Source organism: Streptomyces sp. NPDC059454 (genome assembly GCF_042749965.1).
GTDB lineage: Bacteria > Actinomycetota > Actinomycetes > Streptomycetales > Streptomycetaceae > Streptomyces.
Map to the genome: position 1 here is coordinate 52,893 of NZ_JBHYVC010000013.1, position 22,547 is coordinate 75,439.

Below are 22,547 nucleotides of genomic sequence, written 5' to 3' on the forward strand. Positions count from 1 at the left end.
AGCACATGGAACAAGTGCACCCAAGGGGGGCTGGATGTACGGCAGCAGGGGGGTCGGGGCGTTCGCCGGGAGGCGGGCGTCCGCAGCGGTGCTGGGGGCGGCGCTGCTGATCACGGGATGTTCGTCCTCGGACGGTGAGGGGGACGAGCCGGACGCCGGTGCGGGGATCACGCAGCAGCCGAAGGAGTCCGACCCGTTCTGGGTCAACCCGAACGGCAACGCCGTCCGGCAGGTCGCCCGACTGGTGGAGGACGGCAGGAAGTCGGAGGCCGACCGGATCCGCAGGATCGCGGAGCAGCCCGTCGGCGAGTGGATCAGCCCGGAGAACCCCGAGGAACAGGCCCGCGGTTTCACCGAGGGCGCGGACGCGGCAGGCCGCACCGCGCTGCTGGTCCTCTACAACATCCCGCACCGCGACTGCGGCCAGTACTCGCAGGGCGGCGCCGCCGACGGCAACGCCTACCGCGACTTCGTCGACGGTGTCGCCAAGGGCATCGGGGACCGTCCGGCGACCGTGATCCTGGAACCCGACGCGGTGCTGCACCTGGTGGACGGCTGCACCCCGGGCGAGTTCCACGAGGAGCGCTACGACCTCCTCAAGGGCGCCGTCGCCAAGCTGAAGGGCCTGAAGAACACCAAGGTCTACCTGGACGCGGGCAACGCCGGCTGGGGCGACCCCGACCAGATCCACGAGCCGCTGAAGCGGGCGGGCATCGACCGGGCCGACGGCTTCTCGGTGAACGTCTCCAACTTCTACTCCACCGAGGACTCCGTCGCCTACGGCAAGCGGCTCTCCGCCAAGACCGGCGGCAAGCCCTTCGTCATCGACACCAGCCGCAACGGCAACGGCCCCTACACCGAGGGCGCCGAGGGCGAACGCTGGTGCAACCCGCCCGGCCGCGCCCTCGGCGAAACCCCGACGATCAAGACGTCCGACCCCCTGGTGGACGCCTACCTGTGGGTCAAGCGTCCGGGAGAGTCGGACGGCGAGTGCAAGGGCGGCCCGAAGGCGGGCGAGTGGTGGCCCGAGTACGCCCTGGAACTGACCGAGGGATCCGACTGACGGCGAGTTCCCCGCGCCCGAGGGGCGCGGGGAACTGACCTGTGCGGCTACCGCCGCGTGGGCGCGACCGGCCACGACGGATCCGCGGCCGGAGGAACGGCCGAGCCGCGCGGCGCTACGGCACCTGCACCCACTGTGCCTTGCTCGGCGTCCCGTCGCCGTCGTTCACGAACAGCATGTACCACCCGGACTGAACCAGGTTCTTGTTCTCCGGCACCGTCACGGTGATCTTGTCCCCGTCGGCCTCGAAGTCCAACGCGATCGACCGCTGGTCCACGTCCGTGACGTGCGTGGACGCACTCGGCCGGATCAACCGCACGCTCTTGACCGACGCCGCGTCCGCGGAGGTGAACGTGCCGGACCCACCGCGCTCGATGGTCTTCGGCCCGCCCGACAGGTCGGGCTGCTCGTTGTCGCCGTACAGGTACGGCGGCGTGTAGATCTCGATGCGCTGCTCGAACTCGCCCGGCTTGGTGTTGGCCTTGTCGGCGTAGAGCGAGTCGGAGCCGAAGACCATGATGCGGCCGTCGGGCAGCAGGATCGAGCCCGAGTGGTAGTTGCGTCCCACCAGCGGGTCGGCGACCCGCTGGAACTCGTTCTTCTCCGTGTCGTAGATCCGTGCCTCGAGGATGTCGGAGTCGCTGCGGCCCCGGTAGTCCTCCGAGCCGCCCGTGACCAGCACCTCGTCGTTCGGCAGGATCGACGCCTGCGGGTAGCGGGTGCCCTTGTCCAGTGAGGGGCCGTCCACGAACTCCGGGTCGTCCGCCTTGAGGTCGACGATCCGGGTCTTCTCGCTGGACAGCTCGGACTCGCCGACCCCGCCGCCGCCGATCACCATGTACTTCTCGTCCTGGGCCGGCGGCAGCAGTACCGTGCCGGACGTCTCCATCAGCTTCGGGTCGCTGAGCCCGGGGACCTTCGTGAACTTGTTGGTCTCCACGTCCCAGACGCCCGGGTCGCGGCCCACGTCGTCCGGTCCGTAGCCGGCGTTGGAACCCGAGTAGAAGACCTTGCCGTTCTGCATCAGGAACAGCGCCGGGTACGTCGGGAACTGGCGGACCTTCTCGGTGTAGGTCCACTCCTTGGTCTCGGGGTCGTAGATCTCGTTCTTGCCCGGGACCAGCTGGCCGATGTCGTCGAGGCCGGAGACGCTGAGGATCTTCCCGTCGCTCAGGGTGGTGAGCGTCGGATACCAGCGGGCCTCCTTCATCGGGTCGACCTTGATGTACTTCTCGGCGACCGGGTCGAACTCGTAGGCGTCCCGGATGCCCTGGAAGTCCTTCTTGTCCAGGGCGAGCTTCTCCGCGATGCCGTACGTGTTGCGGGCGTCGGCGCCGGTCAGGCCCCGCACCCGGTAGTTGTCCTGGGTGCCGGTCTCGTACCGGGCGCCTTCCTTCTGCGCCTCGACGTAGATACGGCCGACGCCCGGGGTGTTGCCCAGGAACTCGCCGGTCGCCGGGTCGAAGTTCTTCTCGGCGCGCGGGACGAGCACCGGGTCCTTCGAGACGAAGGTCCTGCCGTTCTCCTTGCCGGTGAACTTCGTTCCCGCGGGCAGGGTGATCGGCTTGTCCGGGTTCTCGTTGTGGACGATCATCAGGCCGCCGGCCTTCTTCACGTCACCCTTGAGCTTCTCGTACCGCTTGGTGCCGCCCGCGATCAGCAGATTGCCGTTGGCGAGCTGGGTGTGGCCGGTGCAGAACAGGTCGGTGGGCGTCGGCACCTTCTTGACGGTCCCCTTGACGGGGTCCCAGATCCGGGTGTCGTACTTCTTCGCGTCGAAGTTGTCCTGGTTGTTGCCGGACCCGGCGACGAGCAGCACCTTGCCGGTGCGCAGCAGCGCCGCGTGAATGGTGTTCTGCCGGTACTCCTCGGGGAACTCGACGATCTCCCACTTGCCGTTCTCGGCCTTGTACTCGGGCTGGTCGATCTTGTACTGGTGGTATTTCTCGGTGCCGAAGCGGTACAGCCACGGCCCGTTCATTCCGGCCAGCGCCAGCACCACCGCCGTGCCTATCGCGATCCGACGGGCCCGACGGCGGCCTGCACGGTCCTTCATTCCTTACGTCCCCCAAGTCCACCAAGGGCGATCTGCATGGTCTGGTCGTTTCCGGGGGTCTCCCCGGGGCCTCCGGGCCCGCCGTGCGAGGCGGCCCAGGTGGGCCGGTCCTGCGGGGCGTGCTGCTGTTGCGGCAGCCGCGGCAGCTCCTGCGTGCGGGGCGCCTCGGCGACGTCCGGCCGCCCTCCCCCGGCGTGGGCGCCGGGCTTCTTCCGGTCCTGCCGCATGCCGTGCCGCCAGGCGAACATCGGCGCGGCGGTGATCAGCAGGGCGAAGGTCGCCCAGATCACCATCGCCGGGTGCGAGTGCCCGTAGACGAAGCCCGCGGCGATGGAGCCGGCGAAGATCAGAATGAAGTACCAGTGGTACCGGAAGGTCCCGAACCAGGTGTCCGGGCTGGCCGAGTCACCCTTGGGGGTGACCACGAACTTGCTCTTCCTGCGCAGGACGGAGTCGATCAGCGCCTTCGCGTACAGCGGCGCGGACAGCGCGGACATCACCATGCCGGCCACACCGCCGGAGCCCTCCGGCTCGTGCGGCGAGACGTTGTGACGGCGGTTCCAGACGTACAGGCCGATCTGCAGCGCGGAGGCGTTGCCGTAGAGCATCAGCCACACCGCGGGGTCGATGTTCACACCCGAGGCGCCCAGGCCCAGGAACAGCGCGCAGCTCAGTGCCGCCAGGATCCAGTTCAGGGCCGACATCGGGTAGAAGATGATCATCATCGTGTAGTTGAAGAGCTTGCTCGGCGGGAGCGAGTACCAGCCCTTCCAGTACTGCTTGAGGATCGTCTCGTACGTACCGCGCGACCAGCGCATCTGCTGGGTGAAGAAGTCCGTCCAGGCGTTGGGGCCCTCACCGACCGCGAGCACGTCCGGGGTGTAGACCGAGCGCCACTTCCGCCCCGTCTCCGGGTTCTTGTGGCGGTGCATCTCGAAGCCGGTCGCCATGTCCTCGGTGATCGAGTCGTACAGACCGCCGATCTGCTTCAGCGCCTTGATGCGTACGGCGTTGGAGGTGCCCACGAACATCGGCGAGCCGTAGCGGTTGCCGGCGCGCTGGATCAGCGCGTGGAAGAGGAACTGCTGGGACTCGGCGGCCTTGGTGACGAAGTTGTCGTAGTTGCCGTAGACCTGCGGGCCGATGACGAAGCCGACGTCCGGGTCGCGGAAGAAGCCGAGCATTCGCTCCAGGTAGTTCGGCAGCGGCACGTGGTCGGTGTCGACCGAGGCGAAGTAGTCGTAGTGGTCGCCGTGCGCGTCCAGCCAGGCGTTGTAGTTGCCGTGCTTGGTCTTGGCGCGGTGCGCGCCCTTCTTCTGGTTCCACTTCGCGACGCCCTTGCGGGAGAAGTGGTGCACGCCGAGACGGGCGCAGACCTCCTTCACCTCGGGGTCGTCGCCCTCGTCGAGCAGCCAGACGTGCATCAGGCCCCGGTGGCGGATCCTGACCGCCGCCTCCAGGGTCTTCGTCACCATCTCCAGCGGCTCCTTGCCGGGCACGAAGGAGGTGAGGAAGGCGACCCGGGTGCCGGTCTCGGGCACCACCGGGATCGGGTCGCGGGCGACCAGTGTGGCGTGCGCGTTCGACAGCACGTTCATGCAGCGGAAGAACTCGATCAGGCCGATCGAGACGAGCATGACGATGTCGAGGGCGGGCAGCCACGCGAACTCCACGTAGTCCCGCTCGGTCCAGTGCGAGGGCTGCAGCAGCCAGAACAGCAGCACCAGCGACAGCACCGGGGCGGCGGCCAGCATCAGCGCGATCCGGATGCGGTGCGGCTCCTGCGAGATCAGCGAGCGGTACTGCACCTTGTACGGTCTGTTCGGATCGGGCTGGGTGAGGGGACCCGAGAGCCGGCTGTAGTGCTCGTAGTCGTATCTCGGCAGCGTCTTCCTGATCCGGCGGAACGCGCCCGTGTTCCAGTTCCGATGCGAAGGCACCCTGAGCTGGGTGGTCTGGGACGGGTCGTCGTCCCTACCGGCGCCCGTCGGCGTCGACGTCATGAGTCATCCCCCCAACACCCGGCGGTCGCCGCGTGTCTCATCGCTTCCTTCACGTCCGCTCCGGCCCCCTCGACCGTCACGGGCGTCTCAGTGATTGACCGCTGTCACCACGTCGCCCACACCTTATAGACACGGCACAGCGCTGTTCCGGTTGCATGATGCCCCCCTCGGCATCGCTTCATGAAACGGGACCCCTTCTCCCGCATCGTCGGCAACCGGTTTCTTGCCCCCCAACCGCCGCGAACCCGCAGCAACTTGAAGAACCAGGTTCTACGGTGCCCATCATGATCGCAAGATGCGAAACACGGTGTTCACCGGCCATAGGGGTCCATTGTGAACGGTGGGGGAGGCTGAGGGGGCCAATGTTGAGTACGTGCGCCGAGTGGGTTGCGTTCAACGGGCGCGAGAGGGTATCCGGCCAAAAACCGACGGGCCCCTCGCGTGCACGAGGAGCCCGTCGGGTCGGTGCGCCGCCAGGGACTCGAACCCCGGACCCGCTGATTAAGAGTCAGCTGCTCTAACCAACTGAGCTAGCGGCGCGCGCTGACGGCGTCACTCTACAGGACCCCGGCGGATGCTTCCGACCGCCGGCCACCCGGCCGCCACGCGCGGTCCACGCCCGGGACGGGCCCGGTCCATCGCCCGTACATCATTCGGACCGTCAACATGCGCGTGCGGAAGACAGTTGCGAAACTGACCGTCGTGCACGGACATGGCGAAATCGACCGGGAGTGTGAGGGGAACCGCATGGATTCTCCGGTATTCGAGGAAATCGATCCGGCGGACGACTGCGGCTGCCCCGGCTGCGCGCACTGGCGACGCGTACTTCCGCATTCCCGGACCGGCCGCTTCCCCGGCCATCCGGCGCACCGGACCGCTCTCGTCGTGGCCGCCGTGACCTCCGCCGTGATCGCCGCGCCCGCCGCCCCCGCGGTCGCCGTCCCCCAGGCCCAGCAGCCCGCCGATCCGGACGTTCCCGCAGGTGACGGGCCCGCGACCCCGCAGGGGAGGCGGGCCCCGCTGCACGGCCCCGGCGGTCAGGCGGCCCCGCCCGCGGGCCCCGCGCGGGTGCCCGCGATCACCCGCGCGGACATCGTCGAGCGGGCCCGGAACTGGGTCACCCGGAAGGTCCCCTACGACGTGACCTCGTACGGGGCCGACGGTTACCGGCAGGACTGTTCGGGTTATGTCTCGATGGCCTGGCGACTGCCCGGGAACGAATGGACCGGAAGCCTCGGGAATTACGCCGAGAGAATCACCAAGGACGAACTCCAGCCGGGCGACATACTGCTGTTCCACAATGCGGCCGACCCGTACGGCGGATCCCATGCCGTTCTTTTCGGCGGCTGGGCGGACACCGCCCGTTCCCGGTACGTCGCCTACGAGCAGACCGCACCGCACACCCTCCGGAGAACCACCCCGTACGCCTACTGGAGCAACTCCGCGCGCTATGTCCCGTACCGCTACAAGGGGGTGAGTGACGGCGCGGCGGGGGCGGGGGCGTCCCTCCCGGCGGTCCGGATCCCGTTCCCCGGAGCGGCATATTTCGGCCCCGGCGCGGAGAACGAGTACGTCGCCGAGCTCGGCCGGATGCTCGTCGCCCGCGGTGCCGGGCGCTTCTACCCCGCTCCTCCCGGACCGCGCTGGACGGACGCGGACCGCAGGGCGACCCGGGCGTTCCAGGAAGCCCAGGGGTGGCGGGGCGCGGCGGCGGACGGGCTGCCGGGGCCGCTGACCTGGGAGCTGCTGGTGGCCGGAGAGGGCCGGGACGTCCAAAGCGGAGATTCCGCTTCCGGCTCATCCGCCTCGTCCGCTCCCTCCTCGCACGGGGTGCCGGGCTATCCGGGCCGGGCGTCGTTCCGGCCGGGCGCCGTCAACGACCATGTCACGCGACTCGGGAGACAGCTGGTGAAGAAGGGGTTCGGCCGGCACTACACGAAGGGGCCGGGGCCGCGCTGGAGCGAGGCCGACCGCCGCAATGTGGAGGCCTTCCAGCGGGCCCAGGGCTGGCGCGGCGGAGCGGCGGACGGACTGCCGGGACCGGAGACCTGGCGGCGGCTTTTCGCATGACCCACCCCGGGCGCGCGGCATTCCCCGGCGCCCACGTCCCTCGAAGTGACCGGTGTGACGCATCTGGCGCGGAGGCTGGAGGCACTCATGACCACGACGACATCCCCCCTTCCCGAGAACCTCCCCGAGCCCGGCGGCCCGGTGGACGGCGGCGCGGCGGCCGCCCGGCCGGTTCGGCTCATCCACGCCGAGTCCACCACCGAGATCCCCGTCCACCTGCTGTTCCGCGACGCCCCCGAGCCGGCGCCGGTGCGGCTGCGCCCGGCGGTCGTCGCCCGCCGGGCGGACGCGGACGGGAAGGTCCCCCAGGGGCAGGGCACGGGGGAGCGGCCCCGGCTGCGCGGTCCGGCCGGCGGGCGGTCCCGGCCCGCCGGCCCGTGGATCGATCCCGAGCTGGTGGAGCGGCCCGCCCGGGTGCTGCCCGGTGCCGTGGGGGTGCTCGCCGGGGTGTGCGGGGCGGCCGGCTGCGCGGCCACCTCGTGGTGGGCGGGCGTGCTGCCGCCGCTGGTGGTGGAGGCGCTCGGTCCGGTGGCGCGCGCCGGTGCCGCGGGGCCCGGCCCCGCGCAGTGGGCGGCGTACGCGGGGGCCGGGGCGCTCGGCCTGTTCGGGTTCGGCGGGCTGGCCCGCGGGCGGACCGGGCGGGCCTGGGTGCTCGGCCTGTTCGGCCGCTACCGGGGGACCGTCCGGCGGACCGGGCTGATGTGGGTCAACCCGCTGCTGCTGCGCCGCCGGGTCGACGTACGGCTGCGGCACTGGCGCGGTGAGCCGCTGCGGGCGGTCGACCGCAGCGGGGTCGCGCTGCGGGTGGCCGTCCTGGTGGTGTGGCGGGTGCGGGACACCGCGCGGGCGACGCTGGGCGTCGAGGACCACGAGGCGTATCTGCGCGCGTGCGTCGAGGCGGCGCTGGTGCGGGTGCCGGTGGCGGCGCCGGGCGCGGGCAAGGGCGCGGTGGAGGCGGCGCAGGACGCGCTGACCCGGCTGGTGGCGGCGGACACCGCGCCGGTGGGGGTGGAGGTGTTCGCGGTGCGGCCGGTCCGGGTGGAGTACGCGCCCGAGGTGGCCGCCGCGATGCACCGGCGCCGGATCGCCGCGCTGGACGCCCAGCACCGGGCGAGCGTGCTCGGTTCGGTCGTGGACTCGGTGGAGGACACGGTGACCCGGCTGACCGTGCGGGGGCTGGTGGAGCTGGACGACTACGAACGCAAGGCGCTGGTGAAGGACCTGACGGTGGCGTTCTGCGCGGGACGGGGGGAGACGGGTCCGTGAACGCCGGGGGAACAGGCCCTGCGATTGGTATGGACATGCTCAGTCCGTGCCCATAATCTCAGACTTGGTCTAGACCTACCTGCACGGCTCACGGAAACTCCCCCCACGTTCACCAGGAGCGGCAGCATGCGCACAAGGACCACGATGTACGCAGCCGCGGTGGGACTGGCCACGACCGGAGCGCTTGTGCTCTCCTCCGGTGGTGCCAGCGGCCACGGCTACACCGATCTGCCGGTCAGCCGGCAGAAGCTCTGCCAGAACGGCTCGGTGACCAACTGCGGATCCATCCAGTGGGAGCCGCAGAGCGTCGAGGGCCCGAAGGGCTTCCCCGCCTCGGGTCCCGCCGACGGGCGGCTCTGCTCCGCGGGCAACGCGCCGTTCGCCCAGCTCGACAGCCCGAAGACCCCCTCGGGCGGCGCCTGGCCCACGACCCGGGTGTCCGGCGGCCAGAACTACACCTTCCGGTGGCAGTTCACGGCCATGCACGCCACCACCGACTTCACGTACTACGTCACCAGGCCGGGCTGGAACCAGAACCACAACCTGACCCGGTCCGACCTCAACCTCACGCCGTTCCTGACGGTGCCCTACAACGGCCAGCGTCCGCCGCAGACGCTGTCGCACAGCGGCCGGCTGCCGTCCGGGCTCAGCGGACACCACGTGATCCTCGCGGTGTGGACGGTCCACGACACGGGCAACGCGTTCTACGCCTGCTCCGACGTCACGTTCTGATTCCCGTCCGGGCACGCCAAAGGGCCTCTCGCTCCCACGAGAGGCCCTTCTGGGTGCGCCGCCAGGGACTCGAACCCCGGACCCGCTGATTAAGAGTCAGCTGCTCTAACCAACTGAGCTAGCGGCGCATGACTCCCGCCGTCCGCTTTCGCGGGCGGCGACAGGGAAAATAATACCCGGTCCCCGGGGGTGGTCCGCACCACCGCCGGCTCGTCCGGATCGTCTAGATCGTCAGTGACAGCAGCACCGGGGCCGCGCTGCGGTTGAGGGTGTCGGCGGCCTGGCGCAGGCGGTGGGCGTGCGCCAGGGGCAGGGACAGCGCCAGACAGCCCACCGAGGAGCCGGCCGTGATCGGGACGGCCGCGCAGACCGTGCCGACCGCGTACTCCTGGAGGTCCAGCACCGGCACGGTGGGCGGCTGCGCCGCCAGCCGGGACAGCAGCAGCGTGTCACTGGTGATGGTGCGCGAGGTGAGCCGGGCCATCCGGTGCCGGGCGAGATGGTCGCGCCGGCCGTTGTGGTCGAGCTGGGTGAGCAGACTCTTGCCCACCGCGGTGGCGTGCGCGGAGTGGCGGAAGTCCACCCACTCGTTGACCTTCGGGGTGGCCGGGCTGTCGGCGTACTGGGTGACCCTGACCTCGCCGTCGATGTACCGGCTGAGGTAGACGGCGGCGCCCACCCGGTCGCGGAGCCGGTCCAGGGTGCGCTGGAGCTTCTCGCGCAACGCCTCCTCGTGCCCCTCGGCGGCGCCCAGGCGGGCGAAGGCCGCTCCGGTGACGTACGCGCCGTCGGCGATCTGCTCGACGTAGGCCTCGCGGCGCAGCATCCGCAGGAGCGCGGTCAGCCGCTCCGCGGTGAGGCCGGTCCCGCGGGCGAGTTCGGTGTCGGTGACTCCTGTGGTGTGCCGCGCCACCGTCTCCAGGACGCGCAGCGCGTCCTGGACCGAGTGGTACGGCGCGGTCGGCTCGTGCCTCAGCGCCACGGTTTCCCCCTGCGCTCGCTCTTAGGTCCCGTCGTCACCTTCCTGTCCGCCCGACGCCGTCGGGCGGACAGGAAGGTGACGTACAGGACCCGGGGCCGCAATCCGGTCAGCGAATCCCCTCCACGATAGCCGTCAAACGGCTCCGGGGAAGCGGGTGTTGACGAGATTCCGGCCCCCTCATCTGCGGCGCCGACCCTCCGGCACATGCCAGAGGGATGCTCCACTGTGTGGACCTCGGGCATCGCCCCGTTCACGGTCCGTGGCTACAGCACCGCGCTGAGGAATTCCCGCGTCCGGTCGTGCTCCGGCTCGCTGAAGATCTTCTCCGGCGGACCGGCCTCGATGATCCGGCCCGAGTCGAACATCAGCACCTGGTCGGAGATGTCCCGGGCGAAGTTCATCTCGTGGGTGACGCAGAGCATGGTGATGTCGGTGGAGCGGGCGATGTCCCGCAGCACGTCCAGGACGCCCGCGACCAGCTCCGGGTCCAGCGCCGAGGTCACCTCGTCGAGCAGCAGCACCTGCGGCCGCATCGCCAGCGCCCGGGCGATCGCCACCCGCTGCTGCTGACCGCCGGACAGCTGGGCGGGGTGCTTGTCGACGTGGTCGGTCAGCCCGACCATCTCCAGCAGCTCCCGCGCCCGCTCCTCGGCCGCGTCCTTGGACATGCCGAGCACGGTGACCGGGGCCTCGGTGATGTTCCTCAGCACCGTCATGTTCGGGAACAGGTTGAACTGCTGGAACACCATCCCGATCTTCTTGCGGACCTCGCGGACCTGCTTCTCGGGCGCCGGGAACAGCTGCTCCCCGTCGACGGTGATCGTGCCCTCGTCCGGCTTCAGCAGCGTCATCAGCAGCCGCAGGATCGTGGTCTTGCCCGAACCGGACGGACCGATCAGCGTGACGTGCTTGCCGGCGTCCACGGAGAAGTCCAGATGGTCCAGGACCGTGTGGTCCCCGAACCGCTTGGTGACCTGCTCCAGGCGGATCAGCTCGCCGTTGCTCCTCGGGTTCCCGGGCCTTCCCGGCTGCTCGGGCTTCTTGTCGAACGGGGCGTGGGTGTCAGTGGACAAGGCGTCGCTCCAGGGCTCGCAGGGCAAGGGAGGCCAGGTAGGAGATGACGACGAAGGCGAAGCCGATCACCGTCAGGGGCTCGGTGAACTGGAAGCTCTGCTGGGAGAACAGCCGCGCCTCGCCGAGCATCTCCAGCACGGTGATCACCATCAGCAGGGGTGTGTCCTTCAGCATCGAGATGACGTAGTTGCCGAGCGCGGGCACCACCCTGCGCACGGCCTGCGGCAGGATCACCGCGGTCCACGTCCGGCGCAGCGGCAGGTTCAGCGCCGTCGCCGCCTCCCACTGGCCCACCGGCACGGCCTCGATGCCCGCGCGGTAGACCTGCATCGTGTACGTCGAGTAGTGCAGCCCGATGGCGAAGACACCGGTGGTCAGCGCCGAGAAGGTCACGCCCCACTCGGGCAGCACGTAGAACAGGAAGAACAGCTGCACCAGCAGCGGGGTGTTGCGGACGAACTCCGTCACCGCGCCCACCGGCCAGGTCACCCAGCGCGTCGGCACCCGCATCAGCAGCGCCCACACCAGACCCAGCGTGAACGAGATCAGCGACCCGAGGGCCAGGATCTGCAGGGTGACCAGCAGACCGTCCCAGAAGTGCGGCATGAAGTCGGAGACCGCGCTCCAGTCCCACTTCATCGGACGGCACCCCCCACGTCGGTCGTCTCGGGCCGCTTCAGCTCCACGTCCGGATTACGGACCGGAGCCTTGCCGGCCCCCGCCTTCAGCTTCCTCTCCAGACCGCGCATGATCCGGGTGAGCAGGAAGGCGATCACGAAGTAGATGACCAGGACGTACGTGTAGATCTCCGCGCTCTCCTGCAGCGCCAGCCGCACCAGGTTGCCGCTGAACGCCAGATCGCCCATGCCCATGACCGACACCAGGGCGGTGCCCTTGAGCAGCTCGATCAGCAGGTTGGAGAACGGCGGGATCATCTCCGGCACCGCCTGCGGCAGCAGGATCAGCCTCATCCGCTGCCAGGGCGTGAAGCTGAGCGCGACACCGCCCTCACGCTGGGCCGGGTCGACCGCGGCGAGGGCACCGCGCACGATCTCCGAGCCGTACGCCCCGTAGGTCAGGCCGAGTGCCAGCGTGCCCGCCCACAGCGGCACCAGCTGCCAGCCGAAGGCCGTGGGCAGCACGAAGAACACCCAGAAGATCATCACCAGTGCCGAGGTCCCGCGGAACACCTCGGTGTAGAAGCCGGCGAGGAAGCGGACGACCCACAGCCGGTGGGTGCGCGCGACGCCGACCACGAAGGAGACCACCGCCGCCAGCAGCGCGCTGAGCACGAGCAGCTGGACCGTCACCCAGACGCCACCCAGTACGAGTTCCCAGAGTCCCGATGTCATCCGCCGCACAGCTCCTTCGCGGTCAGATCCGTCATCTCGTCCTCGGTGAACCCGAAGGGCCGGAGGATACGGAGCAGTTCGCCGCTCTCCTTGAGCTTGGCCAGCTCGACGTTGAAGGCGTCCCGCAGCTTCGTCTCGTTCGGCCGGAAGGCGAACGCGCCGCCGTCGACATGCGGCTTCCCGTCGACGATCGGCTTGAAGGCCTCCGTGACCTCCGCCTTGCTCGACTTCTTCACCACCTCGCGGGTGGTGAGGGCGGTCCCGGCGAAGACGTCGACACGTCCGGCCTCGACGGCGTTCAGGCCGGCGACCTGATCGGGGACGATCAGGATGTCGCTCTCCGCGTACCCGGCCTCGACGGCGTACGCGATCTCCGCGTACCCGGTGCCGGTGGCGAACTTCGCCTTCTTCTCCACGACGTCCCGGTAGTCGTGCAGGTCCTTCGGGTTGCCCTTGCGCACGATGAACGAGTCGAGCATCTGGTAGTCGGGGTCGGAGAAGATGACCTGCTCGCAGCGCTCGGGATTGACGTACATCCCGGCGGCCACGACGTCGAACTGCTGGGAGCTCAGCCCGGGTATCAGCGAGCCGAACTCGGTGGGCACGGGCTGCACCCGGTCCACGCCGAGCCGTTTGAAGATGACCTTGGCCAGCTCCGGCGCCTCGCCGGTCAGATCGCCGTTCTTGTCGATGTAACCGAACGGGATCTCGCCGGCTATGCCCAGACGGACGACGCCCGCCGCCTTGAGCCGGTCCAGCAGGTCACCGCCGCCCGTGGCCGCCGCCGTCGGCACGCGGGAACAGCCCGCGGCACCCAGCGCGCCGAGCGCCGCGACCCCCGCGAGCAGCGACCGACGTGAGGGCCCGGAGGCTTCTCGGAATCGTCTCAGTGGTTGTAGTGGTGGAGCCATGGCGGCGCGGCTACCCGAAGCGATGCGAGTTATTCCGGCCAGTTCCGGCCCCGTTCGGCGGTCGGGCGGTCCTGACCGGAGTGGGTCGACGGGGGACCGGCGGACCGGTCTCCCGGGATCTCCGTGGTCGAGCGCGGGGCCGGCGGCACGGCCCGACTGCTCGGCGACCGGGCGCCGGGAGCTGTGCGGCGGGGGCCGGCGGCACGGTCACCGGGTGCGCCCGCACGGGTCTGACCCGGCAGATCCGGAAGGCCACCTACCGCGAGGTGGTGGACACGGCGCGGCGGGCGGCGGTGCGCGGCCGGCCCGGCGCGGCGGACGCGCTGTTCCTCCCGTGCGCCGACCTGCCGACCCACGACGTCATCCCGCAGCCGGAAGCCGAACCGTCCATACCGGCCATCTCGGCCAACCAGGTGATCATGTGGGCGGCGTTGCGCCGATTGGGTACCCGGGCGGTGGGACCGTATCAGGCGCTGATCGGCGCGTCGGCACGCTCCGGGACCGTACTGCCGGGCCAGGTGCCCGGTCCCGTACTGCCGGACGTGCCGGACGTGCCGGACGTGCCGGAAGAGAAGCAGCAGGAAGGCTGGAGATGACCGCACTGGGATTCCTCTATCCGGGCCACTCGGCAGAGGACGACTATCCGCGTATCGAGCAGTTGCTGGGCAGCGACATCCGGGTGGACCTGGTGCACACCGACATCGGTGAGGGCGCGCACCGGGTGGACGTGCTGCGGGAGATGGGCTCGCCCGAGCGGCTGGCGGCCGGCCTCCAGCAGCTGCGCCTCTCGGGTGCCGAGGCGGTGGTGTGGGCCTGCACCAGCGGCAGCTTCGTGCACGGCTGGGACGGCGCCCACGAGCAGGTGCGCGGTCTCGCCCTGGCGGCGGGCATGCCGGCGTCGTCGACGTCGTTCGCCTTCGTGCACGCACTGCGGGAGGTCGGGGCGCGGCGGGTCGCCGTCGGCGCGACCTATCCGGACGACGTGGCCCTGCTCTTCGCCGAGTTCCTGCGGGCCGGCGGCGCGGAGGTGACCGGGACGCGCGGCTCCGGGACCGTCACGGCGGCGGAGGTCGGCACCTGGGGCGAGGAGGAGCTGTTCGCGCTGGCCCGCGCGGCCGACACCCCGGACGCGGACGCCCTGCTCCTGCCGGACACGGCCCTGCACACGATCGCCCACATCCCCGCCCTGGAGAAGGAACTCGGCAAGCCGGTCCTGACCGCCAACCAGGTCACGGTCTGGGAGGCGCTGAGGCTGGCGGACCGCAGGGTGAACGCCCCCGGGCTGGGGGCGCTGTTCACGCGGGAACCGATCGTGCAGGTCTGAGTGGTCGTTCCGCACACGGAAGAACCCCGGTCCCGCTGGAGCGGGGCCGGGGTTCTCGTCGAGCGCCGGGCAGGCCTTGCACCTGCATCTCCCCGCAGGAAGCGGGGCGTCTTTCCTTGGACCACCAACGCGTGATCACTGTCGGGGGCGACCCCCTCAGCGAGCGAGATGATCGTATCGCATGATCGTCGGGTGTGCACGCCGCCGGGTGCCGGGGAGGGGGAGGGAATAACCGGGGACTGTCTCCTGTTACGTCACGCAGCGACCGTCACACCCCACAGGAGGCACCCCACCATGGCCGCAGACGCCGCAGAGGAGATCCGGGGCACCGCCCACGGCACCGCACCCGTCCCGCTCTCCGTGCTGGACCTGGTGACCGTCGGCGCGGGCCGGACCGCGAGCGACGCCCTGCGGACCGGCGTGGACATCGCCCGCCTCGCCGAGTCCCGCGGCTTCCACCGCTACTGGGTCGCCGAGCACCACTCCATGCCCGGGGTGGCCTCCTCCTCGCCCGCCGTGATCCTGGCCCACCTCGCCGCGCACACCGGGCGCATCCGCCTCGGCTCCGGCGGGGTGATGCTGCCCAACCACGCGCCGCTGGTCATCGCCGAGCAGTTCGGCACCCTGGAGGCCATGGCCCCGGGCCGGATCGACCTCGGTCTCGGACGCGCCCCCGGCACCGACGGGGCCACGGCGGCCGCCCTGCGCCGCAGCGACCGGTTGAACGAGGGCGCCGACGACTTCCCCCAGCAGCTCGCCGAGCTGACCCGCTTCCTCGACGACGACTTCCCCGACGGGCACCCCTACCGCCGCATCCACGCCGTTCCCGGCCCGGTGCAGGCGACGTCACCCGGCGGTGTGCAGTCCCCGCACCGCCCGCCCATCTGGCTGCTCGGCTCCTCCGGCTTCAGCGCCCGGCTGGCCGGCACGCTCGGTCTGCCGTTCGCCTTCGCCCACCACTTCTCGGCCCAGAACACCGTCCCCGCGCTGGACCTGTACCGCGAGACCTTCCGCCCGAGCGAGGTCCTCGACGCGCCCTACGCCCTCATCGGCGTCTCCGCGCTCGCGACGGACGACGAGAAGGAGGCCCGCCGCCAGGTGCTGGCCGCCGCGCTCAACATGGTCCGGCTGCGCACCGGCCGCCCCGGCCTCGTGCCCACCCCCGAGGAGGCGGAGGCGTACGACTTCAGCCCCATGGAGCGGGAGTTCGTCGACTCCTGGAACGCCAACGTGATCCACGGCACCCCCGACGAGGTCCGCACCGGCCTGGACGACCTGCAGAAGCGCACCGGCGCCGACGAGCTGATGCTCACCGCCAACGCCCACGGTGGCGACGTACGCCTGCGCTCCTACGAACTGATCGCCGACGCCTACGGGTTGCCCACGCCCGCCTGAACCCCGGGCGTGCCCAGCAGCTCGGAGATGCGGTCCGGCGACACCGGACGGGAGTACAGCCACCCCTGGCCGGTGTCGCACCCGATCCGGCGCAGCCGGGTGGCCTGCGCCGAGGTCTCCACGCACTCCGCGGTGACCGTCAGACCGAGCCGGTGGGCGAGCTGCACCATCGCCTCGACGATGACCTCGTCCGCCGGGTTCGGCGGGGCGGCGGCGCGCTCCTCGTACTGGAAGCCCCGGACGAAGGAGCCGTCCAGCTTCAGCACCGACACCGGCAGCCGGCTGAGGTAGGCCAGGTTCGAGTAGCCGGTGCCGAAGTCGTCGATGGCGATGCGTACGCCCATGTCGCTGAGCGCCTTCAGGGCCTCGATCGGCCGGCCGGAGGAGCCCATCACCGCCGACTCGGTCAGCTCCAGCTGGAGCAGCTCCGGCGCGAGGCCCGTCTCCTTCAGGGTCTCGGCGACGTCCGCCACCAGGTCGGAGTCCCACACCTGACGGACCGCCACGTTCACACTGACGAAGATCGGCGGCTCGTCCGGGTGCTCCGCCTGCCAGTCGCGGGCCTGCCGGCAGGCGGTGCGCAGCACCCAGCGGCCGAGCGGCACGATCGAGCCGTCCTCCTCGGCGAGCGAGATGAACCGATTCGGCGTCAGCGTGCCGAACCGGGGGTGGTGCCAGCGGACCAGCGCCTCCACGCCGTGCACCCGGTCGTCCTCCATGCCCACCAGCGGCTGGTACTCCAGCGCGAACTCGCCCCGGTCGATGGCCGGGCGGAGCGCGGAGGCGAGGGCCTGGCGGGTCACGCGGGAGGCGTTGCGCTCCGGGTCGAACAGTGTCCAGCGGGCCCTGCCGTCGGCCTTCGCCCAGTACAGGGTGGTGTCGGCGGCCTGCATCAGCGCGGTGGGCGTGGTCCCGGCGGCGTGCCGCTCGACCACCCCGATCGACGCGGACACCGACAGCCGGCGCCCGGAGAGGTCGAAGGGGGCCTGGATCGCGTCGAGCAGCGACTCGGCGAGGTCGGCGAGCTGCTCGGTGCCGGTGGAGTCCTCGACCAGCAGCGCGAACTCGTCCCCGCCGAGCCGGGCGACCAGCGGCGTGCCGGTCCTGGCCGCGTCCTTCGCGCAACTCGTGAGCCGTTCGGCGACGGCGGCAAGGAGCTGGTCGCCGACGCGGTGGCCGAGGGTGTCGTTGACGGCCTTGAACCCGTCCAGGTCGAGGTAGCACAGTCCGATCCGGCCGGTGCCGCCCTCCTCGTACGACTCCGCCTCCAGCGCGGCCGTCAGCCGTTCGAAGAACAGGGTGCGGTTGGGCAGCCGGGTCACCGGGTCGTGCATCCGCAGGTGCCGCAGCCGGTCCTGGAGTTCGCGGTGGTCGCCGATGTCGGCGACCGACAGCAGCACGCCCCCGTCGTCGGCGGGCAGCGGGGTGACCGTCACCCGCACCCACAGCGGGTGCCCCTCCGGGTGCTTCAGCCGGCGCGTGCAGCGCAGTCCGGACCGCCGTCCGCGCAGCAGCTCCCGGTAGGCGTGCCAGGTGCGGGCGTCGGAGGCCAGGTCCACCAGATCGGCGGCGACGGCACCGGTCAGGGTCTCCGGGGCGCGGCCCAGCAGGGTGGCGAGGGCCGCGTTGGCGCCGGTCACCGTGCCCGCGCGGTCGACCACGGCCATGGCGAGCGGCGCGGCCGTGAAGACGGAGTGGTACGAGGGGGACGGCGGGGGCGGTGATTCCGTACGCGGAGACGTAGCGATCTCACTCTCTGTGACGGTCGGCCGGTTGAGTCCTGCCGCGGGCGCCGGCCCCTCGGACGTTCCGCTCACCGCTCGCTCCCGCAGTGCACTCGATCGCTGTCCGTGCAGAAAGTTCAGGAAGTGTGCCGATCATAGAGGCCCGCGCCGGGGCCTTCCAGCCACTTTCCGGTCTCCGGGACGGATCCGCATCCCTGCCCGATCGTTTCTGCCCACGGGTGGACGGGTTCTGCGGGCCTCCGACCAGTTGTGACGTTCCGTGAGTGCACGGGGTGTCGGTCCCGCCCGGTCCCGCCCGGATACCCGCGCTTCTCACTCGTCCGGTGCAGCCGAACAGGGCGTAGTACGACAAATACACACACTCTGGGTGCGGTGTCCCGCGAACCGTTTCCCGGAGGTCCCCGTGCCGCGTCAGCTCACCCCGAGAGGACTCGGCCGTGAGGCCTTTCGGCGGCGACTGGGGAGACTGAGCCGATCGGGTGCATCGGGTGCATCGGGCGTACGGCCCCGGCTGCGCAGCACCGCCGCGATGTGCACCACGATGTCGGCGCTCGCGGCGACCTCGATGGTGAGCGTCCCCTCCGTCGCCGAGCCGTTCTCGGCGGCGCCCTGCGCCCTCACCCGCACCGCCGCCCACCACTCCGAGGGCCTGGACACCTGGAACGCCGCCTACCCCCGCCCCGCCCGCGGTCTGGACGCGGTGATGGTGTTCCTGTCCTTCCCCGACTCCCACCCCCTGACCACGCCCGCCGAACTCGCCACCGACCACTTCCCCGCCACCAGCCGCTTCTTCGAGCGGTCCTCCTACGGCAGGTTCACCCTGCGCCCGCACCCCCTGCGGCAGTGGTTCCGGATGCCGCGCCCCTCCACGGCGTACGCCATACAGCGCGACTGGACCGTCGCCCACCGGGCCGCCTACCTGCGGGACGCGCTCTCGGTGGCCGACCGGCACGTCGACTTCTCGCGCTACGACATCGTGTACTTCGTCGCCGACCCGGACGCGCCGGGCGTGGACTCCGACGCCACGAAGGTCGTCAACCTGGACCGTCCGCTGCGCGCCGACGGCACCGACATCCGCCGGGTCGTCACCGTGTTCGAGAACCACCCCCCGGACCGGCTCGTCCTCGCCCACGAGACCGGGCACGTCTTCGACCTGCCCGACCTCTACCACCGGCCCGTGGACGGCAAGGGCGACTGGGACACCCATGTCGGCGACTGGGACCTCATGGGCAGCCAGTTCGCCCTCGCGCCGGACCTCTTCGGCTGGCACAAGTGGAAGCTGGGCTGGCTGGAGCCCCGGCAGGTGCGGTGCGTGCAGGACGCGGGGCCGGTACGGCTGACGCTGGAGCCGCTCGGGGCGGGGCCGGGGACGCCGGTCACGGGAGCCGCCGGGGCGCCGTCCTTCGGACTGGGGCGGGGCACCAAGCTCGCGGTCGTGCGCACCGGGCCCGACAGCGTGCTCGCCTTCGAGGCCCGCGGGCCGGTCGGCAACGACACGAGGGCCTGCCGGCAGGGGGTGCTGGTGTACCGGGTGAGCAGTGGCACCCGGTCCGGGCGTGGCCCCGTCGAGGTCGTCGACGCCCATCCGCACACCGAGGCGTGCCGGGAGGACTCGGTCTATCCGCCGCTCGCCGACGCGCCGGTCGCCCTCGGCGAGAGCTTCACGGTGCCGGGGGAGTCCGTACGGGTGGCGGTGGAGGGGCGTACGGCGTCGGGGGCATGGACGGTGCGGATCACCGCGGGGTAGACGCGGAGAAGGCCCCCCGCTTTCACGAGGGACCTTCTCCGTGTCGTGCGCCGCCAGGGACTCGAACCCCGGACCCGCTGATTAAGAGTCAGCTGCTCTAACCAACTGAGCTAGCGGCGCCTGCTGACGTCGTAGACATTAGCATCACGTCCTGCGGGAGGAAAAATCGATATCCGCACGGCCGCGCGGGCCGCCCGCACGGCCGCCCACAGCAGCACCTCCGGGCCCGGCAGCCAGGGGTGACGGGTGTCGGGGGCGACGAGCCAGCGGGAGCCGGAGCGGGGGGCGGGCGCGGTCGCGCCGGTGAGGGCGGGGACGGTCACCGCGTCGCCGGCGCCGTGGCACAGCAGCGGCGGAACGCCGTCCGTGCGCGAGCCGTGCGCGCCCCACTCCTCCCACTCCATGAGCGCCGGGAGCCGCTGAGCCGTACCGGGCGCGGCGAACAGCAGCATCCGCCCCCGGAACTCCGCCACCGGCCCCGAGCCCGGCCCCTCGTCCCACATCCGGTCCAGCATCCGCCGCCCGAAGATCGCGGGCGCGCTCACCACGTCGAAGACCGCACCGCAGGGCAGCACGACCGGGGCGTTTGGCCGCTCGTCCCAGTGCGAGAGGGTGCTGCGCGGATACGTACCCGCCGAGGCGAGCCAGGCGGCACCGTCCGGCGTGACACCGCTGACGTCGGAGGCGTTCCGTGGGCTGCTCATGACGGATACGTCTACCCGCCGTGAGGGAACGCTTCCGCAGGGTTGCCGGAATCCGGGACGCGAGAGCGGAAGGAGGGGTATCTTGCCCGCCGGGCATATGCCCGGCATATGCCCGGCCGTACGGGCCGTACGCGCTACGCGGGGTCGGCGTGCCCGGAGCCGCCCTCGCCGCCCCGCATCAGGCCCTGGCCGAACTCGACCATCTTCTTCGCGTAGTCCTCGGTCCACTCGGCGCGCTCGGCGATGTCCGCCGGCGTCAGCCGGTCGAAGCGGCGGGGGTCGGCGAGCTGCGCCGCCGCCATCGCCTGGAACTCCGTCGCCCGGTCCGCCGCGGCACGGAACGCGAGCGTCAGCTCGGTCGCCCGCTCCAGCAGCGCGCGCGGATCCTCGATCGACTCCAGGTCGAAGAAGTGCTCGGGATCGGAGGCCGCCTCCGCGGGCTCGAACAGCAGGGGCGCGGGGCGTAGCCGCGGCTGCTCCCGGCGCGGCGTGTGCTCCGCCATGACTTCTCCTTCGTACGTCGCGGTCGACCCCCCCGGGAAGGCGGGCCACCGTCCATTGTCCCGCGCCCCCGCAAGAGGGCCCGAGTGCTGCGCCCTCGGACGCCGCGTGAATGGCTTCCCAGCCGTCCGGGCCGTATGCATGGGCTGCTGATTCCCTGCCGAGGACTCAAGCAGCGCGGCAGCCGTGAGCGTCGCTACGGCAGCAAGGTGAAGGCAGGCGCGTGTACGGGCCGGACGATGCCGAAGTGTCGGCGGTCCAGTGTCGCGATGGTGACCGCACGGAACTTCTCGGCGACGGCCACGACGAACGCGTCGGCGGTGCCCAGGGGGAGATCCGCGTACCGCTCCACCGGATCGGCGGCCCGCGCGGCTTCGGAGGAGGTGACCGGCACCAGGTCGTACACACCGTCGGCGACATCGCGCAGGAAATCGGCCTCGGCCTTTACTCCGGCGCGGCTGGAGAGCATGTACCCGATCTCCGCGACGAGCGGGGACGGCAGCAGAAGCGGTCCGGGGTGGTTCTCCAGCAGGTGCACGCAGTCGGTGTGATGGTCGTCCTTACGGTTCGCCGCCGCGACCACGGGGCCGGTGTCGATCACGATCACGCGCTGCGCCGCTCCTGATCGTTCCACGCCTCACGCGCGATGTCCTTGGCGCGTTCACCGAGGTCCGGGTCGCCGTCGAAGGAAGCGGTCGTCCGGAAGCGGCGGCGCGGGCGCTCACCCCGTTCCACTTCGGCCCACTCGCGCAGCAACTCTATGGCGTCCATCAGCCGGTCGTCCGGCAGCGCGTCGAGCAGGCGGTGTGCTTCCTCACGAACGGTCATACCGGCCAGTGTATGGCTCGGCGACCCACCTGACCCAGGTCTCCAGACACTCCGCCGGACTCAGGAACAAGAAGGAAACCGAGTCAGCTGACGGCGGCCCCGCACACTCACGGACGTCCACGCAGGCCCTCTTTCCGTGGCGAGCAGTGTGGCTCCGGTGGCGACACCGGTGAATCCTCTGAGCAGGGTGTGGCGAAAAATCGGTGTTCATGAGGGCACTCCAGAAGTTTTTCCGACTCGCTTGCGCAGGTACACGGAGGTGCCGGCCGAGACGAGGGCGGCACCTGCCAGCAGGCACACGAACACGGTGACCGACATCGAGACGTACTCCACGGCCGATCCGTCGGAGTACACGCAGGCGTTTCGAAGAGGCCAGTACTGTTGCTCGACGGCCGTCAAGCCGGCGCCGGTGTCGTTCCGGCTCGTGCACAGTTCGGGGAAAGGGCCCCCCGTGGTGACGGAGAACCAGCCGAAGCAGTACGCCGCCACCGCCGACGAAGCCAGGGTCAGGGCGAGGAACGCGTACACACCGGGCACGGGCAGCGGCGGGCGGCTCAGCAGGATGAGGATCACCACGATGCCCACCGCTGCAGAGACCACACTCGCAGCCAGCGACACGCCCATCAGGAACATGTGAGACCTGCCTCTTCTCTGCTTTCTGCGCGGCAAGGAACCTCGCCCGGCGTGCCACCCGCTGGTCGATGAGTTTCTGCGGCGTCTCGGCGAAACCCGCGTAGAACTCGCCCATCACGGAGTCGGACTCGTCCCACGGTGCCTTGCCCACCGGGCAGTTC

General features: G+C 70.8%; 20 protein-coding genes, 3 tRNA genes and 1 pseudogene. 9 read left to right on the forward strand and 15 right to left on the reverse strand.

Features of this window, described 5'->3' with window-relative positions; genetic code table 11:
• Positions 1–34 precede the first annotated feature (34 nt).
• Positions 35–1,063, forward strand: a complete 1,029-nt coding sequence (locus ACFXAE_RS12250; protein WP_384712068.1) for a glycoside hydrolase family 6 protein — start codon at positions 35–37, stop codon at positions 1,061–1,063.
• Positions 1,064–1,178: 115 nt separating this feature from the next.
• On the opposite strand, the gene ACFXAE_RS12255 is transcribed toward ACFXAE_RS12250, so the two are convergent.
• From ACFXAE_RS12255 to ACFXAE_RS12265, 3 genes are all read right to left on the reverse strand, one after another.
• On the reverse strand, positions 1,179–3,119 hold the full coding sequence (locus ACFXAE_RS12255) for a galactose oxidase-like domain-containing protein (protein WP_384712071.1): 1,941 nt from the start codon (positions 3,117–3,119) through the stop codon (positions 1,179–1,181).
• Complete coding sequence (locus ACFXAE_RS12260; protein ID WP_384712074.1) at positions 3,116–5,122, reverse strand: glycosyltransferase family 2 protein; 2,007 nt, start codon at positions 5,120–5,122, stop codon at positions 3,116–3,118. Before ACFXAE_RS12260 ends, ACFXAE_RS12255 begins: the two co-directional genes overlap by 4 nt.
• 466 nt (positions 5,123–5,588) lie before the next feature.
• Positions 5,589–5,662, reverse strand: a tRNA-Lys gene (locus tag ACFXAE_RS12265).
• A gap of 207 nt (positions 5,663–5,869) precedes the next feature.
• On the opposite strand from ACFXAE_RS12265, the gene ACFXAE_RS12270 reads away from it, so the two are divergent.
• The 3 genes from ACFXAE_RS12270 (at position 5,870) to ACFXAE_RS12280 (ending at position 9,190) form a co-directional block, all read left to right on the forward strand.
• On the forward strand, positions 5,870–7,192 hold the full coding sequence (locus tag ACFXAE_RS12270; protein ID WP_384712077.1) for a peptidoglycan-binding protein: 1,323 nt from the start codon (positions 5,870–5,872) through the stop codon (positions 7,190–7,192).
• Between the two features lie 87 nt (positions 7,193–7,279).
• Entirely contained in the window at positions 7,280–8,458 is a 1,179-nt protein-coding gene (locus tag ACFXAE_RS12275; protein WP_384712080.1) for an SPFH domain-containing protein, read from the forward strand.
• Between the two features lie 126 nt (positions 8,459–8,584).
• Positions 8,585–9,190 carry a lytic polysaccharide monooxygenase gene (locus ACFXAE_RS12280; RefSeq protein ID WP_384712083.1) on the forward strand — a complete coding sequence of 202 codons (606 nt, stop codon included), beginning with the start codon at positions 8,585–8,587 and terminating at the stop codon, positions 9,188–9,190.
• A 54-nt stretch (positions 9,191–9,244) separates the two neighbouring features.
• Here the strand turns inward: ACFXAE_RS12280 and ACFXAE_RS12285 are convergent.
• The 6 genes from ACFXAE_RS12285 to ehuB form a co-directional block, all read right to left on the reverse strand.
• Positions 9,245–9,318: transfer RNA gene (locus tag ACFXAE_RS12285), tRNA-Lys, on the reverse strand.
• A gap of 95 nt (positions 9,319–9,413) precedes the next feature.
• On the reverse strand, positions 9,414–10,172 hold the full coding sequence (locus ACFXAE_RS12290; RefSeq protein WP_384712086.1) for an IclR family transcriptional regulator: 759 nt from the start codon (positions 10,170–10,172) through the stop codon (positions 9,414–9,416).
• Between the two features lie 263 nt (positions 10,173–10,435).
• Positions 10,436–11,245: an ectoine/hydroxyectoine ABC transporter ATP-binding protein EhuA gene (gene ehuA / locus ACFXAE_RS12295; RefSeq protein ID WP_384712089.1), complete on the reverse strand. Its 810-nt coding sequence runs from the start codon at positions 11,243–11,245 to the stop codon at positions 10,436–10,438.
• Positions 11,235–11,885 (reverse strand): ectoine/hydroxyectoine ABC transporter permease subunit EhuD, encoded by a 651-nt coding sequence (ehuD, locus tag ACFXAE_RS12300; protein ID WP_384712092.1) that lies wholly within the window; start codon positions 11,883–11,885, stop codon positions 11,235–11,237. The genes ehuA and ehuD overlap by 11 nt, the downstream gene beginning before the upstream one ends.
• Positions 11,882–12,598, reverse strand: a complete 717-nt coding sequence (gene ehuC, locus ACFXAE_RS12305; protein ID WP_384712095.1) for an ectoine/hydroxyectoine ABC transporter permease subunit EhuC — start codon at positions 12,596–12,598, stop codon at positions 11,882–11,884. Before ehuC ends, ehuD begins: the two co-directional genes overlap by 4 nt.
• Positions 12,595–13,509 carry an ectoine/hydroxyectoine ABC transporter substrate-binding protein EhuB gene (gene ehuB, locus ACFXAE_RS12310; protein WP_384712098.1) on the reverse strand — a complete coding sequence of 305 codons (915 nt, stop codon included), beginning with the start codon at positions 13,507–13,509 and terminating at the stop codon, positions 12,595–12,597. The genes ehuC and ehuB overlap by 4 nt, the downstream gene beginning before the upstream one ends.
• A gap of 188 nt (positions 13,510–13,697) precedes the next feature.
• Here ehuB and ACFXAE_RS12315 point away from each other — a divergent pair.
• From ACFXAE_RS12315 to ACFXAE_RS12325, 3 genes and pseudogenes are all read left to right on the forward strand, one after another.
• A pseudogene (locus ACFXAE_RS12315) lies at positions 13,698–14,105 on the forward strand (decarboxylase); the annotation flags it as partial.
• Positions 14,102–14,833, forward strand: coding sequence for a decarboxylase (locus tag ACFXAE_RS12320; RefSeq protein WP_384712101.1), 732 nt, complete (start codon positions 14,102–14,104; stop codon positions 14,831–14,833). The pseudogene ACFXAE_RS12315 and the gene ACFXAE_RS12320, both read left to right, overlap by 4 nt.
• 294 nt (positions 14,834–15,127) lie before the next feature.
• Positions 15,128–16,228 carry an LLM class flavin-dependent oxidoreductase gene (locus tag ACFXAE_RS12325; protein ID WP_384712104.1) on the forward strand — a complete coding sequence of 367 codons (1,101 nt, stop codon included), beginning with the start codon at positions 15,128–15,130 and terminating at the stop codon, positions 16,226–16,228.
• On the opposite strand, the gene ACFXAE_RS12330 is transcribed toward ACFXAE_RS12325, so the two are convergent.
• On the reverse strand, positions 16,204–18,045 hold the full coding sequence (locus tag ACFXAE_RS12330) for a putative bifunctional diguanylate cyclase/phosphodiesterase (RefSeq protein ID WP_384712107.1): 1,842 nt from the start codon (positions 18,043–18,045) through the stop codon (positions 16,204–16,206). The two genes, ACFXAE_RS12325 and ACFXAE_RS12330, sit on opposite strands and share 25 nt — an antisense overlap.
• A gap of 331 nt (positions 18,046–18,376) precedes the next feature.
• Here ACFXAE_RS12330 and ACFXAE_RS12335 point away from each other — a divergent pair, with 331 nt between their 5' ends.
• The gene (locus tag ACFXAE_RS12335) at positions 18,377–19,720 is read left to right on the forward strand and encodes a M6 family metalloprotease domain-containing protein (protein WP_384712110.1); all 1,344 of its coding nucleotides are present in this window, start codon (positions 18,377–18,379) and stop codon (positions 19,718–19,720) included.
• A gap of 46 nt (positions 19,721–19,766) precedes the next feature.
• Here ACFXAE_RS12335 and ACFXAE_RS12340 read toward each other — a convergent pair.
• The 5 genes from ACFXAE_RS12340 to ACFXAE_RS12360 form a co-directional block, all read right to left on the reverse strand.
• Positions 19,767–19,840 (reverse strand) — tRNA-Lys (locus ACFXAE_RS12340).
• Positions 19,831–20,424, reverse strand: a complete 594-nt coding sequence (locus tag ACFXAE_RS12345; protein WP_384712114.1) for a bifunctional DNA primase/polymerase — start codon at positions 20,422–20,424, stop codon at positions 19,831–19,833. Before ACFXAE_RS12345 ends, ACFXAE_RS12340 begins: the two co-directional genes overlap by 10 nt.
• A 134-nt stretch (positions 20,425–20,558) precedes the next feature.
• Positions 20,559–20,927, reverse strand: a complete 369-nt coding sequence (locus ACFXAE_RS12350) for a hypothetical protein (protein ID WP_384712117.1) — start codon at positions 20,925–20,927, stop codon at positions 20,559–20,561.
• A 194-nt stretch (positions 20,928–21,121) separates the two neighbouring features.
• Entirely contained in the window at positions 21,122–21,532 is a 411-nt protein-coding gene (locus ACFXAE_RS12355; RefSeq protein WP_384712120.1) for a type II toxin-antitoxin system VapC family toxin, read from the reverse strand.
• Complete coding sequence (locus tag ACFXAE_RS12360) at positions 21,529–21,753, reverse strand: hypothetical protein (protein ID WP_384712123.1); 225 nt, start codon at positions 21,751–21,753, stop codon at positions 21,529–21,531. Before ACFXAE_RS12360 ends, ACFXAE_RS12355 begins: the two co-directional genes overlap by 4 nt.
• A gap of 307 nt (positions 21,754–22,060) precedes the next feature.
• Between ACFXAE_RS12360 and ACFXAE_RS12365 the strand changes: the two genes are divergently transcribed.
• Positions 22,061–22,390 (forward strand): hypothetical protein, encoded by a 330-nt coding sequence (locus ACFXAE_RS12365; protein WP_384712126.1) that lies wholly within the window; start codon positions 22,061–22,063, stop codon positions 22,388–22,390.
• The last annotated feature ends 157 nt before the right edge of the window (positions 22,391–22,547 follow it).

What these genes read in the sequence shown, in the direction of transcription:
- ACFXAE_RS12320 (WP_384712101.1), top strand. Translation starts at nt 14,102, where the DNA reads ATGACCGCACTGGGATTCCTCTATCCGGGCCACTCGGCAGAGGACGAC.
- ACFXAE_RS12360 (WP_384712123.1), bottom strand. Translation starts at nt 21,753, where the DNA reads ATGACCGTTCGTGAGGAAGCACACCGCCTGCTCGACGCGCTGCCGGAC.
- ACFXAE_RS12280 (WP_384712083.1), top strand. Translation starts at nt 8,585, where the DNA reads ATGCGCACAAGGACCACGATGTACGCAGCCGCGGTGGGACTGGCCACG.
- ACFXAE_RS12350 (WP_384712117.1), bottom strand. Translation starts at nt 20,927, where the DNA reads ATGGCGGAGCACACGCCGCGCCGGGAGCAGCCGCGGCTACGCCCCGCG.
- ACFXAE_RS12270 (WP_384712077.1), top strand. Translation starts at nt 5,870, where the DNA reads ATGGATTCTCCGGTATTCGAGGAAATCGATCCGGCGGACGACTGCGGC.
- ehuD (WP_384712092.1), bottom strand. Translation starts at nt 11,885, where the DNA reads ATGAAGTGGGACTGGAGCGCGGTCTCCGACTTCATGCCGCACTTCTGG.
- ehuC (WP_384712095.1), bottom strand. Translation starts at nt 12,598, where the DNA reads ATGACATCGGGACTCTGGGAACTCGTACTGGGTGGCGTCTGGGTGACG.
- ACFXAE_RS12275 (WP_384712080.1), top strand. Translation starts at nt 7,280, where the DNA reads ATGACCACGACGACATCCCCCCTTCCCGAGAACCTCCCCGAGCCCGGC.
- ACFXAE_RS12255 (WP_384712071.1), bottom strand. Translation starts at nt 3,119, where the DNA reads ATGAAGGACCGTGCAGGCCGCCGTCGGGCCCGTCGGATCGCGATAGGC.
- ACFXAE_RS12260 (WP_384712074.1), bottom strand. Translation starts at nt 5,122, where the DNA reads ATGACGTCGACGCCGACGGGCGCCGGTAGGGACGACGACCCGTCCCAG.
- ehuB (WP_384712098.1), bottom strand. Translation starts at nt 13,509, where the DNA reads ATGGCTCCACCACTACAACCACTGAGACGATTCCGAGAAGCCTCCGGG.
- ACFXAE_RS12325 (WP_384712104.1), top strand. Translation starts at nt 15,128, where the DNA reads ATGGCCGCAGACGCCGCAGAGGAGATCCGGGGCACCGCCCACGGCACC.
- ACFXAE_RS12345 (WP_384712114.1), bottom strand. Translation starts at nt 20,424, where the DNA reads ATGAGCAGCCCACGGAACGCCTCCGACGTCAGCGGTGTCACGCCGGAC.
- ACFXAE_RS12250 (WP_384712068.1), top strand. Translation starts at nt 35, where the DNA reads ATGTACGGCAGCAGGGGGGTCGGGGCGTTCGCCGGGAGGCGGGCGTCC.